Here is a 17,249-nt window from a genome sequence, read left to right as displayed (position 1 = left end):
CGGGTGCGCGCATTGTCCCGCGGGGTGAGGTCACCGCCGGAAGGGGCGGGGTCCCTCGACCGGCGGTTAGAGCCAGCGAGGCGGTGCCGGGACGGCCACGGGGGTGCCGTCGGCCGTGACGGCCTCGACGCCGTCGGTACCGGTGCGGCCCACCAGCCAGCCGAGTACCCACGCCGCATCGCCGCGCACCCGCAGCGGTTCGTCGGATGCGGGGCCGAGCGTCCAGGTGCGGTCCCGGTCGGTGGGGGCGAGCACCGCGGACGGACAGCCCTCCGCGGCCGACAGCGTGCCGGTCGAGTCGTCGAGCAAGGTGTCCACGACGTCGGGTGAGACGTCGGCGACGGAGACCCCGGCATCCAGGTCCACCGCGTGCAGCCAGACCTCGCGCACCCGCATCCACGGGATCTCAGCCGCCGGGATCGGCCTGCCGAGCGCGCTGCGGACCTCCGCCTGCCACGTGGTGTCGTCGAGCGCGGCGAGGGCGGCGTCGAGATCTGCCGCGGTGGTCGCGAGCTCGGCGCGCAGCACGTCGGCCGGTGCCTGCGCCGACGACTCGATCTCGGCGGCCCTCTGCTCGCGGGACGAGTACATCGGCGTCTCGATCCCGGTGCGCGCCCAGGTCACGAGCCGGGTGAGCGCCTCGGCGTTGCGGGCGACGTGTGCGACGACGTGGGCCCGGCTCCAGCCGGGCAGGGCGCTCGGAGTGCGCAGCGCGTCGTCGGGAAGGGCGTTGACGGCCCCGGTGAGCAGCTTGGTACCCGACCCCAGCCACGGCAGGGTCACAGCGGTGTCACGGCGATCCACGCAGGGATCCTAGGCCGTGACGCCCGCGTGATCAGCCGCCCGCGAGCGGATCGGGGTGGACGACCCGGTGCATCTCGGGGATGCGCAGGCGCCGTCCGCGCGCCGGGTGTCCCCCGGCCACCAGCCCGAGGCCGGCGCGCAGAGCGCTGGCGGCGTCGAGCGTGGCGTCCCGGGCCGCGGCACTGAGCGCGGTGAAGCTGGCGTATCCGTGGACGAGGCCGGGAAAGCGGCGGGCGACCACCGGCACCCCCGCCTCGCGCAACCGGGCGGCGAGCTCCTCCCCCTCGTCGCGCAGCGGGTCGAAGCCGGCCGTCGCGAGGTAGACCGGTGGCATTCCGGACAGGTCGGCGGCCCGCAGGATCGCGCCGCGGGTGTCGTCGGTGGGCACGCCGTCGGGCAGGTACATGCGCTCGAGATCGCGCAGGAGGTCGGTTGTGAGCCCGAACCCGGTGCCGAAGAGCTCCCTCGACCCGCCGTCCCGCTCGGCGTCGGTGACGGGGTAGAGCGCGAGCACGAACGCCGGCAGCGGGCCGCCCAGTACGGCCTGCTGGTGGGCGACCACGAGCGCGAGGTTGCCACCGGCGCTGTCGCCACCGACCGCGATCAGATCCGGCTCTGCCCCCAACGCGGCCGCGTCGGCCCGCACGGCCCGGAATGCCGCGATGGCGTCCCCGAGCGCCGCCGGGTACGGGTGCTCCGGCGCGAGCCGGTACTCCACGGAGAGCACGCGCACTCCGGACTGAGCGGCGAGCAACCGGCAGAGCGGGTCGGTGGAGGCGACGCTGCCCATCACGAATCCGCCACCGTGGAAGTAGACGACAAGCGATGGGGTCTCGGGCACCGCTGGGGGCACGTACAGCCGTGCGGGCAGCGGACCGGCCTCGCCGGGAACCTGCAGGTCACGGGTCTCGATGTGGGCGAGGAGGGCATCGGCCACGAGGTCGGCGGCGAGGTCGGCCTGCCGACGCTGCTCGGCGATGGTGGCCCGATCGACGGTGCCACCGTCGTTGCTGGCGAGCAGCCGGTCGACCCGGCCCAGCAGTTGCAGGTCGAGATCGAGCTCCTGCCCGTCCACCCCGATCGCCCGGCCTGCCAGCAGTCGCTTGACCGGTCTCGGCAGCCCGAACAGGACGCGGAACACCCACCGCAGCGCCTGCACGCGCACCTTCTCACCGATCACATACGCAAGGTACGCCGCGCGAACGCGATCGGCTGTCTACTTGACCGCGCCCACGGCCAGCCCGTCCTGGATCCTCCGCTGGAACGCGACGTACACCGCGAGCACCGGGACCAGGGCGATCACCAGGCCGGCGAAGAGCGCGCTCCAGTCGGATCGGTAGCCCTGGTTGGCCGCCAGCACCGCGAGCCCCTGCGACAGGACGTACCGGTCCTGGTCGGGCATGAGCACCAGGGGCAGGTAGAACTGGTTCCACAGGCCGAAGAAGTTGAGGATCCCGACGCTGATCATCCCCGGCCGGGCCAGCGGAAGCATGATCCGGAAGAACGCACCGGCATGCGAGCACCCGTCCAGCATCGCCGCCTCGATCAGCTCACCGGGCAACGTGCGGAACGAGTTGGTGAGGAAGAAGACCGTGAACGGCAGTGCGTACGCGATGTAGGCGATGACGAGGCCGTGGTACGTGCCGAGCATCCCGACGTTCTGCACCACGAAGAACAGCGGCACGAGCGCCAGGATCAGCGGGAACGTCATCCCCACCACGAACGCGTAGTAGATGACGTTGCGGCCGCGGAACTCGTAGCGGGCGAGCACGTAGGCCACCATCGCGCCGAGCAGCATCACCAGCAGCACCGCTGCGCTGACGACGATCGCACTGTTGATGAAGTAGCGGCCGATGCTCGCCGAGGTCCAGGCTCGCACGAAGTTGTCGAAGTGCCACTCCGTCGGCAGGGCCCACGGGTTCGTGAAGATCTCCCGGTCGGACTTGAACGACGTCAGCACCGCCCAGAGCAGCGGCACCACGCAGACCAATGCCCAGACGACGAGCAGGCCCTGCGCCCCGGCGTTCAGGGCACCGAATCCCGAGCGGCGGCCCTCCGGCGCCGGGCCGGCCCGCCGCGCTGCCTTGGCAACCGGCGGGCGGGTGTCGATCGACATCGCAGATCCCCTCAGAACTCGACCCGGTCGCGGCGGCCCGCGCGCAGGATCACGATCGCCAGCACCAGCGTGACCAGGCAGAGCGCGACGCCCATCGCCGAGGCGTAGCCGAATCGCCCGTCGGTGAACGCGGCGCGGTAGAGGTACTGCGCCACCACCTCGGTCGAGCCGTCCGGTCCACCGTCGGGCAGCATCACCTGCAGCAGCGTGAAGCCGTCGAGCATCATGATCCCGAGGTAGATGTACGAGGCCTTCAGGCTGTCGGTGAGCAGCGGCAGCGTGATGCTCATGAACGTCCGGACCTGGCCGGCGCCGTCGAGCACCGCGGCCTCGAACACGTCGATGGGCAACGCCTTCATGGCCGCGCTCAGTACCACGAAGTAGAAGCCCACGAACGCCCAGATGAGCACGGCCATCACCGCGGGCAGCGCGAACGTCGTGTCCCCGAGCCACGGGCGGGCCAGCCAGTCGAAGCCGACCAGCCGCAGCAGCCCGTTGAGCAGGCCGGCTTCCGGGTTGTAGAAGAACGCGAACAGCAGGCCCGCGATCACCAGCGGCACGATGTAGGGGAACACGAACACGATCTGGTAGAAGCGCGAGCCGCGCACGCCGCCCCGGCCGAGCGCCCCGCCCCGCCCCGCCAGCGTGGTCATCGTGGCGAGGAACAGCGCGATCGCGAGCGTCACGACCGGGACGACGATCAGCAGCAGCAGGTTGTGCCACATCGCGCGCCAGAACCGCGTGTCACCGAGCAGGTCCACGTAGTTGGCCAGCCCGACGAAGTTCCGGTTCTGGGAGAACCCCCGCCAGTCGGTCAGCGAGATGTAGATCGCCTGCAGGTACGGCGACACCACGAAGACGACGTAGAGCAGCAGCGGGATCGCGAGGAAGCCCGCGATGAACCGGTACTTTCCGTAGCGCATGAAAGCCCCTCAGCGCTGGAACTTCGGCACGTTCTGGTCGGCGGCGAGCTTGTCGGCCTCCGACTGCACCGTGGAGATGAACGTGTTCGCGTCGATCCGGCCCGCGAGCAGGTTGCCGAGCTGCTGCTGCAGCACCGACTTGTAGAAGTTCACGTACCAGGTGTTGACCTGCCAGGAGAAGACGTCGCTGCCCGCGGCGTCAAGGGCCGCCGTGACGGACTGGAGCGCCGGGGTGGCCGCGGCACCGGCGTCGGCGCCCTTCACGCTCGGCACCGAGGCGGTGAGCTCGGCGAACTTCGACGCGCCCTCCTTGGACATCATGAGCCGCAGGTACTCCAGCCCGCCGTTCACGTTCTTCGCGCGCGCCGGCACGATGAACGCCTCGGTGGGCTGAGTACGCAGCGCCGTCACCGGCAGGGCCGAGCCGCTGTCGAGTACCGGCACCGGGGCGGCCGTCATCGTGAAGTCCGGCGGCGCGATCCCCTTCATCTCGTTCTCCAGCCAGGACCCCGAGACGTAGAACGCCGCCTTGCCCTGCACCCACGAGGTCTGCGCCTCGGTGTGCTTGAGGGCCTCCGACCCCGGCATGAAGTAGCCCTTGCGGACCATCTCCTCGATCGCCTGCACCCCAGCCACCACGACGTCCTGCTGCCATGCAGCCGGTTCGAGGTTGTCGATCTTCTTGGCGACGTCGGGGCCACCCTGCTTCACCGACATCCCGAGGGAGAGGTCGAGCACGTAGTCGGCGGCGTTCGTGCCCCCGTAGGCCCACGGCGAGATGCCAGTCGCCTTGATCTGCTCGCAGAGCGCGAGCATCTCGTCGAGGGTGGTGGGGGGCTGCCAGCCGTTCTTCTCGAACAGCGGCTTCGAGTACCACATGGGGAACGCCGCGTAGACGTAGTTCAGCATCACGAACTTGCCGCCGTAGGTGCCCTGTTCCAGCACGCCGGGCAGGAGGATGTCGCGGATCTTGACGTTCGGGTCGTCCACGGTGGGGGCATCGAGGAGCGGGGCGAGGTCGGCGCACTGCCCCTCCGCGGCGAGCGTCGCGTAGTCGATCTTCTGCGCACCGGAGTTGTCGAGCACGTCCGGCGGGTTGCCCGCGACGAAGCGCGGCTGCAGCTCCTGCGCGATCTGCGTGGTCGCGGTGTGCTCGACCTGCGCCTGCGGGTAGGCCTTCTTGTACAGCTCCTCGTGGAAGAGCGCGTACTCGTCGCCGTAGCCGCCCTTGAAGATGACGACGTCGAGACCGGCGTCGGCGGCGACGCCGAGCGGGTTCTGCGCGCTCACGTCACCCTGCGCCGCCGTGGCCGGACCGCCGCCGCCAGTGGCGCACGCCGACAGCACACCTGCGCCGGGCACCGTGAGCAGGCCGGCAGCGGCGAGTCGCTGCAGGAACTGCCTGCGGTCGAGTCCGGGACGTGGCCTGTTCATGACTGCCTCCTCATCAGGCGGGGCGGCGTATGCGGCCCGCGTAGCGCGCTTCCAGCGCGTCGTTGTGGGCGTCGCCCTCCGGCACGTTGGACGACAGGTAGACGGGTGGGGTCTCGCCTGCGGCGAGCATCGTGCGCACCATCTCGGCGACGATCATCTGCGCGAGCAGCGCCGCTGTGATGGACGAGATCGCGCAGACCGTGACGTCGCCGGTGGCGAGCACGGCGTCGCCGTAAGGCGCACCGTTGTCGAGCACGACGTCGGCCAGCTCGAACAGGCGCAGGCCCGACGGATGGCGCGAGGTCACCCGGCCGCTGTGCGCCATCGACGTGATGACGACCAGCGGGTGACCGTGCTCCTTCACGGCGTGCGCGAGCTCGACCACCGAGCCGTTTCCGCCGGAGTTCGACGCCATCACGAACACGTCCGGCGGCGACACCCCGGCGAGGTCGTAGAGCCTGCGGCCCACGGCCGGATCGCGTTCGAGGTGCTGGGTGAACAGCAGCTCCGGCGGCTCGCCGCCCAGCAGCACCAGGTCGCGCAGGGCGATCATGTTGGTCGGCACGAGCCCGCCCGCCCTGCCGCTGAGCTCCATGGCGAGGGCCTGCGAGTGCCCGGTGCCGAAGGCCTGCACGACCCCGCCGGCGCGCAGGCCTCCGACCACCAGGTCTGCCGCGGCCGCGACGGCGGCCGTCTGCTCCCGAGCCACGCGCTGCACCGCCTCTTCGGTGGCGGCGGCGAAACTCGCGGCGGAGACCGTCTGGTTCCTCATGACGCGCCCTCCGCGCCACGGCGGCCCCGGGGTTCGTACGGCATGCGGTGCGTCGCGACGGCGTCGGCCGCGCGCGCCCAGGTCTCCGTCGCGCGCTCGTGGGTGCGCTGGGCGACGGCGAGGTAGAGCAGGTCGAGCACGAGGAACTGGGAGTGCCGTGCCGACATCTCACCCGAGCGGTAGGAGGTCTCGCGCACCGAGGTGCACAGCAGGTGCTCGGCGACCTCGGCTATCGGGGAGGTCGAGAAGTTCGTGATCGCCACCGTGGTGGCGCCGCTGGCCTTGGCCTGCGCGAGCATGTCGACGGTCTCGGTGGCGCGGCCGCTGTGCGAGAGCGCGATCGCGACGTCACCCGGGCCGAGCATGGCGGCGCTCATGAGCCCGGCGTGCACGTCCGACCATGTCCACGAGGCGATGCCGATCCGGTGCATCCGCATCTGCACGTCCTCGAGCACGGCGGCGCTGTGGCCCACGCCGTAGAGGTCGACGCGGCGGGCCGTGACGAGCGCGTCGACGACGGTCGCGACGACCCGCAGGTCGAGCCCGGCGGCCGTCTCGTGAATCCCCTGCAGGTCGACGGCGAGCAGCGTGCGCAGCACGCGGTCGAGCGGGTCGGTGGGCAGCACGTCGGCGCCGATGCCGAGCTCCCAGCCTGCCTGGTCGGCACGGCCGATGTCGGTGGCGATCCCGACCCGCAGCTCGGTGTAGCCGCCGAGGCCGAGGCTGCGGCAGAAGCGGGTGACGGTGGCCGGTGAGGTGCCGCTGCGCTCGCCGAGCTCGACGATCGTGGCCCTGGAGGCCCATGCGGGGTCCTCGAGGATCGCGTTGCCCACCTGGCGCAGCGCTCCGGCGAGACCGGGAAGCACGCTGCGCAAGTGGGCGAGCAGCTGACCCGTTCCCGCCTCGACGGGCGGCTCGGATCCGGCTGTCACTGCCATCGGCAAACCTTTCAAGCCTGGGCGAGGTGGGTGAAAATTTCCACCACAGCGGGTGAACTGTCAAGGCTCCGGTAAGACGTTTCTGCAACGAGCGGGTTACGGGGCGCCAGGTATGGTTTGCCTTCCTTAACCAGGAGGTGGCCGGGTCGATGACGCTGGAGCTGAGCCGTCGGGCGGTTCTGAGGCTGGGTTTCATCACGGTCACCGGCCTGGCGGCCGGTTGCGCGGGCGCAGCACCGGACCCGGCGGGGACGGCCGCGGCGGGCGCCGCGGAGCCTGGCGCCCTTCCCGTGACCCTCGACCACGCTTACGGGACGACCACCGTGTCGGCACCGCCCAGCCGCGTAGCTGTCGTCGGGCTCGGTGACGCCGACGTGCTGCTGGCGCTCGGGGTGGTCCCGGTGCTCGTGCCGGTGTGGAACGGCTCGGTGGACGACGGGGTCGGCTCGTGGGCCCGCCCGCACCTCGCCGGCGCGGCCCCGGTCCCGCTCGCCGACGCCACCACGGACTTCGACCTCGAACCGATCGCGGCCGCCTCCCCCGACCTGATCGTCGCGGTCAACAACGCGATCGAGGAGGACGTCTACCGCAGGCTCAACGCGATCGCGCCCACCGTGCTGCACGCGCCGGGGCAGACCGACTGGGCCCTGCCGTGGAAGGAGGTCACCGCGCGGATCGGGGCCGCGGTCGGGCTCCCCGGTAGGGCCGCGGCGGAGATCAAGGAGGTCGAGGACCTCTTCGCCCGCACCCGGGCGGAGAACCCGTGGTTCGCGGAGCGCACCGCGGCGCTGGTCAGGGTGCTCGACGGCGGGGTGCTGCGGGTGTTCAGCCCCGGCTCCGGCCGCGGCCAGCTGCTCGCCGAGATGGGGTTCCAGCCGGTGGCCGGGGTGCGCGACGCGTTCGGCGACGGGTTCTACGTCGACGTCTCGCCGGAGAACACCGCGCTGGTGAACGGAGACCTGCTGGTCGTCGACAACTACGAGGCGGCGAAGCCACGCCTCGACGCGCTGCCGACGTTCGCCGGCCTACCGGTGGTCCGGGACGGGCGCATGATCGGCCTTGACCCGGTGGCGAGCGACGCTGTGTCGATGCCCAACTCGCTCACGATCCCGTTCGTCATCGACGAGCTGTTGGAGCGGATCCGGCAGGTCCCGCTGGGATAAGACGCCGTCGCACCATTTCCGCAGATCATGGGCTTCCCCGGTCCACTCGGCGGCCGCTGCCGGACGAGGCGAACACCACGACCCCCAGCACCACGATCGACAGGTTCGCGTACAGCTCGTAGCCGCTCAGCCCGTCGACCCCGGGGATCAGGAACCGGTTGACGACGTTGAGGAAGCCGAAGATCGGCTGGAAGCCGAGGAGGCGGTCGATCGTCCCGCTGACGCCGACGGCCACGAGGACGACACCGGCGAACTGGAGGGCGCTGCGCATACCGGCGACGGTAAGTAGCGCTCCTACCTGCGGGGATCGGTCGGCGGTGTCCACGCGCTCCGACCGAAGTACCGGGTTCCCCACCATCGGTATCGAGCTCGCCCGTGGAGGCGGCCGCCGACCGTAGGCTCCCGATCACGATGGGGAGCACCTGGACCGGACGGCGGCGCGGCAGGCGCGACTGGATCGTGGACACCGCGATCTTCGTGCTCGCCGTGCTGTTCGGGCTGTTCGCGGCGAGCCAGCGGATCGGGACGCCCCTGCCGCCGTGGCTGTTCGAGGTCGATCAGGTGGTCGGGGCACTAGGGTGCACGGCCCTCTGGCTGCGCAGGCGCTGGCCGGTGCAGCTCGCCGTGGTGCTCGTGCTCGCATCGGCGTTCTCCGAGCTGGTCGCGGGTGCGATGCTGGCCGCTCTGTTCACCGTGGCGGTGCACCGGTCGAAGCGGGTGTCGTTCGCCGTCTTCGTGCTGAGCCTGCTCACCGCGGCGGCCTACACGGTGCTGCGGCCGGAGCCGGAGCTGCCGCAGGCGCTGCTCCTGCTGCTCGGCGTCGCCCTGCAGAGCGCCGCGTTCGGCTGGGGGCTGGTGATCCAGCACCAACGCCAGCTCGTCGCCCGGGCCAGCGTCGAGGTCCGGCTGCGCACGGAGCAGGCTCAGCTGGAGGCCCGCGAGGCGGTGGCTCGCGAGATGCACGACGTGCTGGGGCACCGGCTGTCGCTGCTCAGCGTGCACGCGGGGGCGCTGGAGTACCGCCCCGACGCCCCGGCCGAGGACATCGCTCGGGCGGCCCGGGTGATCCGGGAGAGCGCCCACCAGGCGCTGCAGGACCTGCGGGAGGTGATCGGGGTGCTGCGCGCCCCGGTCGGCGAGCTCCCCCAGCCGACCGTCGCGGACATCCCCGATCTGGTGGCCGAGTCCCGGCGCGCGGGGATGGACGTCGAGCTGCGCGACGATGTCGCCGGAGCGCCACCGGACACCGTCGGGCGCACGGCGTACCGGGTGGTGCAGGAAGCATTGACCAACGCCCGCAAGCACGCGTCCGGCGCCGCCGTGACCGTCGCGGTCGGCGGCTCTCCCGGCGCGGACCTCACCGTCGAGATCGAGAACGGTGCACCGGCCGCCCCGCAACCGGTCAGGGCGCCCGGGCAGGGCCTCACCGGTCTCGCCGAACGCGTCGGACTGGCAGGCGGGCGCCTGGAGCACGGCCCCACCCAGGCGCGGGGCTGGCGCGTCGCGGCCCGGATAGCGTGGCCGGCGTGATCCCGGATGCTCCCGTCGACGTGCTCATCGTCGACGACGACCCGCTCGTGCGCGCGGGCCTCACGATGATGCTCGGCGGCACGCCGGACATCCGCGTGGTCGGCGAGGCCGGGGACGGCGCCGAGGTGCTCCCGCTCGTCGACCGGCACGCCCCCGACGTCGTACTCATGGACATCCGGATGCCCGGGATGGACGGCCTCGCCGCAACGGAGGCGGTACGCGCTCGGGGGAAGGCGCCCGAGGTCATCGTGCTGACCACGTTCGACGCCGACCGGCACGTCCTGCGCGCGCTTCGAGCGGGCGCGGCGGGCTTCCTGCTCAAGGACACCCCTCCGGAGGAGATCGTCGCCGCGGTGCGGCTCGTCGCCAAGGGCAGGCCGGTGCTCTCAGCCGAGGTGACGCGGCGGCTGATCGCCCGCGTCGCCGACAGCGATCACGACCGGCGCCGCGACCGGGCCAGAGCCCGGCTCGCGCTGCTCAACGACCGTGAACGCGACGTCGCCGTCGCGGTGGGCCAGGGCCGTTCGAACGCCGAGATCGGCGCGGTGCTGCACCTCGCGGTACCCACCGTGAAGACGCACGTCTCGAACATCCTCACGAAGCTCGATCTCAACAACCGGGTGCAGATCGCGCTGCTGGCGCACGACGCCGGGCTGCTCGACTAGTCCTCTGTGAGCATGGGTGCTCGGCACTGTTGCCGGGGCCCTTCGGTAGTGGCCGCGCCCATGATCCGGAGTTACGGGTGCTCATGGTCGTGAGAGCAGCCGTGGACAACCGGCAGTTCGGATCATGCCGGCCGGGCGACGCCCATCGCGTTCGGGTACGGCACCGCTCCGGCCGCCGCCAGCGCCCCGGCTACGGGGCCGAGGGCATCTCGCAGCACCCCCAGCTGCGCATCGTCGAGCGTGCGCAGGGCGACCGCGGCCGAGCGATCGGTGCCCTGCTCGATCTCCGCGCGCAGCTCCTGACCCCGGTGCGTGTTCTCGCCCGCGTCATCCAGCAGGCCGCGAGCGCGCAGCCGCCCGCCCGCATCCGCCCATTCCTCCTCGGTCCAGCCGCGGAACTCCCGCTGCTGGCCGACCAGCGAGCCCCCGTGGAGTCGATGGCACTCCACGCCGTCGACCCGCGCCGCGACGAGCTCGGCCACGTGCCCGTCACCGCGGTACTCACGCAGCACGGTGGCGGCGTGCCAGATCCGGGACAGCGGCTCGGCAGGCGCCGGGACGTCCAGGTGGGCGGCCGCGAGCGGCCGGCCCGCGACGTCGAGCCGGGCGAGCACCGAGGTGAGCAGGTCGGCCGTGTCGCCGAGCCCGGCGCCCGCGTGCCGGGCGAGCGCGGACCGGGCGAGCTCCAGCCTGGTCTCGAGCACCCGCGTGCGATCGGCGAAGGCCCACGCGTCAGGAAGCGCGCGCTCCACCATCCGGGGCGCGAAGCCGTAGAACAGTGCGGTGACGAGCCGTGGGCTCGGGGTGCCGAGCGCCGCGGAGCGAGAGGCGAAGTAGCCCATCCAGTACCCGCGCAGACCCAGCGCGCCGTACGCCGCCTTCGCCTCGGGCACGAAGTACACGACCGCGTGCACCGTCTCCAGGATCCGCCACAGCTCACGCTCGAGGAGCGCTCGTTCGGTCATTCCTGCGGTCTACCGCTCGGCGACGAGGAGAACAAGGTCAGCCGACCGCGCGGCCGACCGCGGTGATGTCCCGGGTGTGGTGGCGGGCCTCGTGCAGGCCGTGGCGCACGAGCCAACGGGCGGTGCGTAGTTCGCCGCGGCGGCGGGTGGCGGTGCGGTCCCAGTCGCTCGTCTCGGCGATCTCGTCGAGGAACCCGGCCACGTATGCGTCCAGCTCTGCGAGCACGATGCCGAGGTCGGCGTCGTTGTAGCGGAAGCGCACCGCCCGCAGGTCGGCGAACATCGGTTCCAGCACCGGCTCGTCCTCGGCCCTGATGCGGTGCAGCCGGATCGTGAACGCCGAGAACACGTCGCGGACGTGGCAGGCGTACTCCACCACCGACCAGGTGGCCGGATCCGGGCGCATTCGCAGGCGCTCGCCGGGCACGGCGAGCGCGGCGGCGCTGACGTCGGCCGGAACCGAGCGCAGCGCCTGCACGGCGGCGTCCAGCCCGGTATCCACGTAGGACATCGGGCAGTCCGCACAGACGTGGTCCTCACCGGCCAGCGGCGGCAGCCCAACTGCGTTCATCCTGATCACCCCGCGCGTAAGCTACGCGCCCGTGACGGCCGGTACCACGCGATTGGGCATCGGCCTCGCCGCCGTCGCCCGCCCCGCCTACATCACATCGGGCCGCGCAAGCGACCTCGGCGCGCGGCGCGGCGTCGCCGACCTGCGGGCCCGCACCGAGGCCGTCCTCGACGCCGCGTACGCAGCCGGCATCCGCTACATCGACGTGGCGCGCTCGTACGGGCGGGCAGAGGAGTTCCTCGCGGGTTGGCTGGCCCACCACCCGGAGGCCGACGACGTCGAGATCGGGTCGAAGTGGGGCTACCGGTACGTCGGCGAATGGCGGCTCGACGTGCCCGTGCACGAGGTGAAGGACCACTCGCTCGCCGCCTTCACCGAGCAGCTCGCCGAGACCGCGGCGCTGCTCGGGCCGCGCCTCGCCGTGTACCACGTGCACTCCGCGACGCTCGACACCGGCGCGCTCGACGACGCGGCCCTGCACCGGGCGCTCGGGAAGCTGCGCGACCACGGGGTGCGGGTCGGCCTGTCGACCTCCGGCCCCGCTCAGGCCGACGCCGTGCGCAGGGCCCTGGAGATCGAGGTCGACGGGACGCGGCTGTTCACCTCCGTCCAGTCCACGTGGAACGTGCTCGAGCCATCGGTCGGCCCCGCCCTCGCCGAGGCCGCGGACGCGGGCGCCCGGGTGATCGTCAAGGAGGCCGTGGCGAACGGCCGCCTGACGCCCGGAGCCCTCGACGCCCCGCCCCGGGCCGTGGAGCTCGCCGCCGAGCTGGGCATCCCGCTGGACCAGCTCGCGATCGCCGCCGCGCTCGCGCAGCCGTGGACGTGGCGCGTGCTCTCCGGAGCGGTTGACCCAGCGCAGGTCGCGAGCAACGCGGCGGCCGCCGGAGTATCCCTGCCCGCACACGTCCGCACCGAGCTGGAGGCATTGGCCGAGGACCCGACCACGTACTGGTCGGCCCGCTCGGCGCGCACGTGGGCCTGATCCACCCGAGACAACGGTATGGCTCCAAGGTGGCCCGGGCGCGTGGACAATGCCCGTGGCGTGTGCGATGTTCGTGATCACGTTCAGCAGGAGGTGCCATGGTCGTCACCACCAAGCGTCGGAGCCTCGCCGTCGTCGTCGCGGCAGGGGCGCTACTCCTCTCCGCGTGCGGCGGAGGGGAGACCGCGGCGCCGGGCGCGGACAGGTCGCTGTCCATCGCGACCGGCGGCACCGGCGGCGTCTACTACCCGTACGGCGGCGCCATGGGCACCCTGCTCTCGGACAAGCTCGGCGTCACGGCCACCGCCCAGGAGACCAACGCGTCCGTCGACAACGTGCTGCTGGTGCAGGACGGCGGCGCGGACATCGCCTTCGCGCTCGGCGACACGGTGGCCGACGCGGTGGCGGGCAAGGCCCAGTTCGAGGGCCGCCAGGTCACGCTCTGCACGCTGGGCAAGCTCTACAACAACTTCACCCAGACCATCACCACGAGCGGCACCGGCATCCGCAGCATTGCGGACCTGCGCGGGAAGCGGGTCTCGGTGGGCTCGCCGGGGTCTGGCACCGAGGTGATCGCGCTGCGGCTCCTCGAGGCGGCCGGGATCAACCCGGAATCCGACATCCAGCGCAGCCAGCTCGGCGTCGGCGAGACCGCGCAGGCGCTGCGCGACGGCACGATCGACGCCGGCTTCTGGTCCGGTGGCCTGCCCACAGGTGCGCTGGTCGACCTGGCGACCACCGGGCAGATGGTGCTGCTCCCGACCGGGGAGTACACGCAGGCACTGGCATCGAAGTTCGGCCCGTACTACGAGACCGAGGACATCCCGGCGAACACGTACGAGGGCCAGGCGGAGGCGAGCCCGCAGGTCGTCGTGCCGAACGTGCTGATCGTGCGCTCCGACATGCCCCAGCAGCTGCAGCAGGACATCACCCGGGCGGTCTTCGAGAACAAGGCACAGCTCGCCGCGGTGCACCCGGCCGCGAACGACCTCGACCCGGCCACGGCGGACGACGTCGGGTTCGTCGAGGTGTGCCCCGGTGCGAAGGCCTACTTCGATCAGGCCACGGGCTGACCGGGCGGTGTGCGCGGCGATTCTCGCCGCGGCCCTGCTCGGGTCGGGATGCGCCGGGGCGGCGCCCGGGCCCGCGCTCACCGTGCGCGACAGCGGTGGAGCGCTGCTGACGCGGGTGCCGCTGCCTGCGCCGGAGTTCGCCGTGAGCTACCGCAACTCCGTGTACGGGACGGTGGCCGAGGAGCGCTACCACGTGCGGGAGGGCGGGCGGTTCGGGCTCGTCGAGCTGGCGGCCGACCAACTCGCGGTGCTGGAGGAGTACTACGCCGTGCCCGGGCCGGTGCGCGGTGCGCCGAGCGGTGACCGCAGGCGCTGGCTCGCCGAACCGCGTGACCACCCGGTGTTCGACGAGCTGGCGATCGCCGCCACGGCGCTCGGCGAGCGCACACTGCACGTGCCTGGGCACGCACCGGTACCCCTTCCGCCGCTGGTCACCGACGGGGTCACCGTGGTGCTCGACATCGAGGAGAGCTGATGACGACACGCCCGGACGGCGACGAGGCACCCGCCGTCGACGAGGAGGCGCTGCTCGCCGAGTACGAGGCGGAGAAGCCGGCACGGCACCTCTCCGGGTGGCCACTGAGGGTGGTGCAGGTGCTGGGCACGATCCTCACGCTGTACGGCCTGTGGTGGGTGTTCAACCCGATGCCGGCGCAGCAGTACCTGCCCTCGTTCCTCGCGGTGGGGCTGACGATGACGTTCCTGGTCTACCGCGGCTGGGGGCGTCCGCAAGGAGCGACGACCGACAACCCCCACCTGTTGGACTGGCTGCTCGCCGTGGTGGCGCTCGTGCCGTTCGTCTACATCGTTGCGGACTGGGACTCGTTCTTCCGCCGCGCCGTGGTGCCCACCGACCTCGACGTCGTCATGGGCACACTCGCGATCCTGCTGGTGCTGGAGGCGGCGCGGCGCACCGTGGGGCTCGTGGTGCCGCTGGTGGTGGTCGGCTTCCTCGCCTACGCCTACTTCGGCCCGTACTTCCCCGGCCCGTTCGCCACGTCGTCCTTCAGCTGGGAACGCCTCGTCGGCCACAACATGATGGGCACCCAGGGCGTGTTCGGCGTGCCGATGGAGGTCGCGGCCACCTACATCATCCTGTTCACGCTCTACGGCGCGGTGCTCACCGCGTCCGGCGCCACACGGTTCTTCATCGACCTGTCCTTCGCCGCGTTCGGGCAGTCCGGGGCAGGGCCCGGCCGTACCGTCACACTCGCAGGGTTCCTGCTCGGCACGGTGTCGGGCTCAGGGGTGGCCACCACTGTGACCCTGGGCGGGGTGGCGTGGCCGCTGCTGCGCAAGGCCGGCTACCCGAAGGAACACGGGGGCGCCGTGCTGGCCGCGGCGGGCATCGGCGCGATTCTGTCCCCGCCCACGCTGGGCGCGGCGGCGTTCATCATCGCCGAGCTGCTGAACGTCTCCTACCTGCAGGTGCTGATCTGGGCGACGATCCCCACCCTGCTGTACTACCTGGGGATCATCCTCGCCGTCGAGATGGACGCCCGGCGATACCGCACCCACGCGATCGACCTCGACGTCCGGCCCGCGGGCGCACTGCTGCTGCGGTTCGGCTACCACTTCAGCTCGCTGGTGGCGATCGTCGTGTTCATGGCGTTGGGCCTCACGCCGTTCCGCGCGGTCGTCTACGCCACGGCGCTCGCGTTCGTGTTGAGCTTCCTCGACCGCAGCGCGTGGATGACACCGCGGCGCATCGGCGGCGCACTCGCGTCGGGCGCGACCGGTGCGCTCTCGGTGATCGCGGTGATGGCGGTGGCCGGGATCATCGTCGGGGTCATGACGCTCACCGGGCTCGGGCTGAAGCTGGCCGGGATCATCGTGGCCCTCGCGGGTGGGAGCCTCGTGCTCACGGCGGTCTACTCGGCCGTGTCGGTGGTGCTGCTCGGGCTCGCGGTGCCGGTGACGGCGAGCTTCATCATCTCGTGGGTGATCATCGGCCCCGCGCTGCAGAACGTGGGCGTGCCCGCCTACGCCGCGGCGATGTTCATCTTCTATTACTCGGTGCTGTCCGAGGTGTCCCCGCCGACGGCGCTCTCGCCGTTCGCGGCCTCGGCGATCACCGGCGGGCGGCCGGTCCGGACGATGTGGCTCACCTGGAAGTACACGCTGCCCGCGTTCCTCGTCCCGTTCGTCGCGGTGCTGTCCCCGCAGGGCGTGGGGCTCCTGCTGGCGGGCGGCCCGGGAACGGTGCTGGTCGCGGCGCTCGCGTCCGCCGCAGCGGTGGCCGCACTGGCCGTCGTCACCGGGGCGTGGCTCGCCGGTCCCGTCGGCCGGCCCGCGAGAGCCCTGTTCGCGGTGGCCGCGATCGCGCTGCTGGTGATGGCGCCGCTCTCGCTCGGGATCGGTGTCCTGGCGGCGCTGGCCGGCATCGGAGTGCACCTGGTGCACCTTCGAAGGAAAGCGGCTGACAACCAATCGAAAGCCAACCGTTAGCGGTTACCAAACTGTTCGTTGACGGTTACGGCGGCGCTTCTTACGGTTCGCCCGTGGCGGGCATCGCGGAGCACGAGCGGCAGCAGGAGGTGCTGCGCCTGCTCGACGTCGACGGCCGGGTGAGCGTCGCCGACCTCGTCCGCCGCTTCGGGGTCACCGCGGTGACGATCCGCAAGGACCTCGAGGTGCTGGAGCGCCGTCACCTGCTGGCCCGGGTGCGCGGCGGGGCCGTCACGGCCGACGGGGCCGACGAGGGCGCGTTCGAGATGCGCCTGCGCCACGGCACGGCGGCGAAGGCCGCGATCGCGCGCGCCGCGGCCGCGATCGTGCCCGACGGCGCCGCGATCGCCCTTGACTGCAGCACGACCTGCTTCCACCTGGCGCACGAGCTGCGCGGACGCCGGAGCCTGATCGTCGTCACCAACGGCCTGCGCGCCGCCGAGCTGCTGAGCGACAGTGGGGTCACCGTCGTGCTCCCCGGCGGCACGCTGCGGCGCTCGTCGTGGTCGCTCGTCGGCGACTTCGGCGACGTGGTGATGAGCCGCGGCCGCCTGACGATGGGCTTCTTCGGGATCCGCGGCCTGTCCCGCGAGCACGGCCTGATGGAGCTCTCCATCGAGGAGACCACGGTGAAGCGCCGGCTGGCCGCCGCGTGCACCGAGGTCTACGGCCTCTTCGACTCGTCCAAGATCGGCCGGTTCGCGCTGCACAGCTTCGTGCCCACCCAGCGGATCACCGGGCTGTACACCGACGACGGGGCCGCGCCCGACGCGCTCGCCGGCTTCGCCGAGCAGGGCGTCAAGATCCACCGAATGCCGGCCGACGACACACACGAGACGTCCGCCTGATCACAGGCGTGAAG

At 71.9% G+C, this 17,249-nt stretch carries 18 protein-coding genes; 8 read left to right on the top strand and 10 right to left on the bottom strand.

The window, feature by feature from the left end; translation table 11 throughout:
* Positions 1 to 66 precede the first annotated feature (66 nt).
* Genes K1T35_RS01525 through K1T35_RS01495 form a run of 7 tightly spaced genes read right to left on the bottom strand, consistent with a single transcriptional unit; the run spans position 67 to position 6,987 of the window.
* Complete coding sequence (locus K1T35_RS01525) at positions 67 to 804, bottom strand: maleylpyruvate isomerase family mycothiol-dependent enzyme (RefSeq protein ID WP_220258414.1); 738 nt, start codon at positions 802 to 804, stop codon at positions 67 to 69.
* A 31-nt stretch (positions 805 to 835) separates the two neighbouring features.
* Positions 836 to 1,984, bottom strand: coding sequence for an alpha/beta hydrolase (locus tag K1T35_RS01520; RefSeq protein WP_220258413.1), 1,149 nt, complete (start codon positions 1,982 to 1,984; stop codon positions 836 to 838).
* A gap of 36 nt (positions 1,985 to 2,020) precedes the next feature.
* Positions 2,021 to 2,920, bottom strand: coding sequence for a carbohydrate ABC transporter permease (locus tag K1T35_RS01515; RefSeq protein WP_220258412.1), 900 nt, complete (start codon positions 2,918 to 2,920; stop codon positions 2,021 to 2,023).
* Positions 2,921 to 2,931: 11 nt separating this feature from the next.
* Complete coding sequence (locus K1T35_RS01510; RefSeq protein ID WP_220258411.1) at positions 2,932 to 3,843, bottom strand: carbohydrate ABC transporter permease; 912 nt, start codon at positions 3,841 to 3,843, stop codon at positions 2,932 to 2,934.
* A gap of 9 nt (positions 3,844 to 3,852) precedes the next feature.
* Complete coding sequence (ngcE, locus tag K1T35_RS01505; protein WP_220258410.1) at positions 3,853 to 5,277, bottom strand: N-acetylglucosamine/diacetylchitobiose ABC transporter substrate-binding protein; 1,425 nt, start codon at positions 5,275 to 5,277, stop codon at positions 3,853 to 3,855.
* Positions 5,278 to 5,290: 13 nt separating this feature from the next.
* Positions 5,291 to 6,049, bottom strand: a complete 759-nt coding sequence (locus K1T35_RS01500; RefSeq protein WP_220258409.1) for a sugar isomerase domain-containing protein — start codon at positions 6,047 to 6,049, stop codon at positions 5,291 to 5,293.
* The gene (locus K1T35_RS01495; protein WP_220258408.1) at positions 6,046 to 6,987 is read right to left on the bottom strand and encodes a MurR/RpiR family transcriptional regulator; all 942 of its coding nucleotides are present in this window, start codon (positions 6,985 to 6,987) and stop codon (positions 6,046 to 6,048) included. The genes K1T35_RS01500 and K1T35_RS01495 overlap by 4 nt, the downstream gene beginning before the upstream one ends.
* A 149-nt stretch (positions 6,988 to 7,136) precedes the next feature.
* Between K1T35_RS01495 and K1T35_RS01490 the strand changes: the two genes are divergently transcribed.
* Positions 7,137 to 8,150 (top strand): ABC transporter substrate-binding protein, encoded by a 1,014-nt coding sequence (locus tag K1T35_RS01490; protein ID WP_220258407.1) that lies wholly within the window; start codon positions 7,137 to 7,139, stop codon positions 8,148 to 8,150.
* A 25-nt stretch (positions 8,151 to 8,175) separates the two neighbouring features.
* Here K1T35_RS01490 and K1T35_RS01485 read toward each other — a convergent pair whose 3' ends face one another.
* A complete protein-coding gene (locus tag K1T35_RS01485) occupies positions 8,176 to 8,421 on the bottom strand; it encodes a hypothetical protein (RefSeq protein WP_220258406.1) in 246 nt (81 codons plus the stop codon).
* 140 nt (positions 8,422 to 8,561) lie between these two features.
* Between K1T35_RS01485 and K1T35_RS01480 the strand changes: the two genes are divergently transcribed.
* On the top strand, positions 8,562 to 9,680 hold the full coding sequence (locus K1T35_RS01480) for a sensor histidine kinase (protein ID WP_255621468.1): 1,119 nt from the start codon (positions 8,562 to 8,564) through the stop codon (positions 9,678 to 9,680).
* Positions 9,668 to 10,345 (top strand): response regulator, encoded by a 678-nt coding sequence (locus tag K1T35_RS01475; RefSeq protein WP_370645292.1) that lies wholly within the window; start codon positions 9,668 to 9,670, stop codon positions 10,343 to 10,345. Before K1T35_RS01480 ends, K1T35_RS01475 begins: the two co-directional genes overlap by 13 nt.
* A 122-nt stretch (positions 10,346 to 10,467) precedes the next feature.
* Here the strand turns inward: K1T35_RS01475 and K1T35_RS01470 are convergent, their stop codons facing one another.
* Both K1T35_RS01470 and K1T35_RS01465 read right to left on the bottom strand, forming a co-directional pair.
* Entirely contained in the window at positions 10,468 to 11,310 is an 843-nt protein-coding gene (locus tag K1T35_RS01470) for a hypothetical protein (RefSeq protein WP_220258405.1), read from the bottom strand.
* A 37-nt stretch (positions 11,311 to 11,347) separates the two neighbouring features.
* Entirely contained in the window at positions 11,348 to 11,881 is a 534-nt protein-coding gene (locus K1T35_RS01465; protein ID WP_220258404.1) for a DinB family protein, read from the bottom strand.
* Between the two features lie 31 nt (positions 11,882 to 11,912).
* Here K1T35_RS01465 and K1T35_RS01460 point away from each other — a divergent pair, with 31 nt between their 5' ends.
* The 5 genes from K1T35_RS01460 to K1T35_RS01440 all read left to right on the top strand — a co-directional run bounded on the left by K1T35_RS01460 (position 11,913) and on the right by K1T35_RS01440 (position 17,235).
* Positions 11,913 to 12,866: an aldo/keto reductase gene (locus K1T35_RS01460; RefSeq protein WP_220258403.1), complete on the top strand. Its 954-nt coding sequence runs from the start codon at positions 11,913 to 11,915 to the stop codon at positions 12,864 to 12,866.
* Positions 12,867 to 12,964: 98 nt separating this feature from the next.
* Positions 12,965 to 13,939 carry a TAXI family TRAP transporter solute-binding subunit gene (locus K1T35_RS01455; RefSeq protein WP_220258402.1) on the top strand — a complete coding sequence of 325 codons (975 nt, stop codon included), beginning with the start codon at positions 12,965 to 12,967 and terminating at the stop codon, positions 13,937 to 13,939.
* Positions 13,940 to 13,946: 7 nt separating this feature from the next.
* Entirely contained in the window at positions 13,947 to 14,414 is a 468-nt protein-coding gene (locus K1T35_RS01450; protein ID WP_220258401.1) for a hypothetical protein, read from the top strand.
* A complete protein-coding gene (locus tag K1T35_RS01445; protein ID WP_220258400.1) occupies positions 14,414 to 16,387 on the top strand; it encodes a TRAP transporter fused permease subunit in 1,974 nt (657 codons plus the stop codon). Before K1T35_RS01450 ends, K1T35_RS01445 begins: the two co-directional genes overlap by 1 nt.
* A gap of 53 nt (positions 16,388 to 16,440) precedes the next feature.
* Complete coding sequence (locus K1T35_RS01440) at positions 16,441 to 17,235, top strand: DeoR/GlpR family DNA-binding transcription regulator (RefSeq protein WP_220258399.1); 795 nt, start codon at positions 16,441 to 16,443, stop codon at positions 17,233 to 17,235.
* Positions 17,236 to 17,249 lie beyond the last annotated feature (14 nt).

This window comes from Pseudonocardia sp. DSM 110487, from assembly GCF_019468565.1.
GTDB lineage: Bacteria > Actinomycetota > Actinomycetes > Mycobacteriales > Pseudonocardiaceae > Pseudonocardia.
The sequence above is the reverse complement of the archived record's forward strand: the minus strand, read 5'-3'. Positions and strand labels throughout refer to the sequence as shown.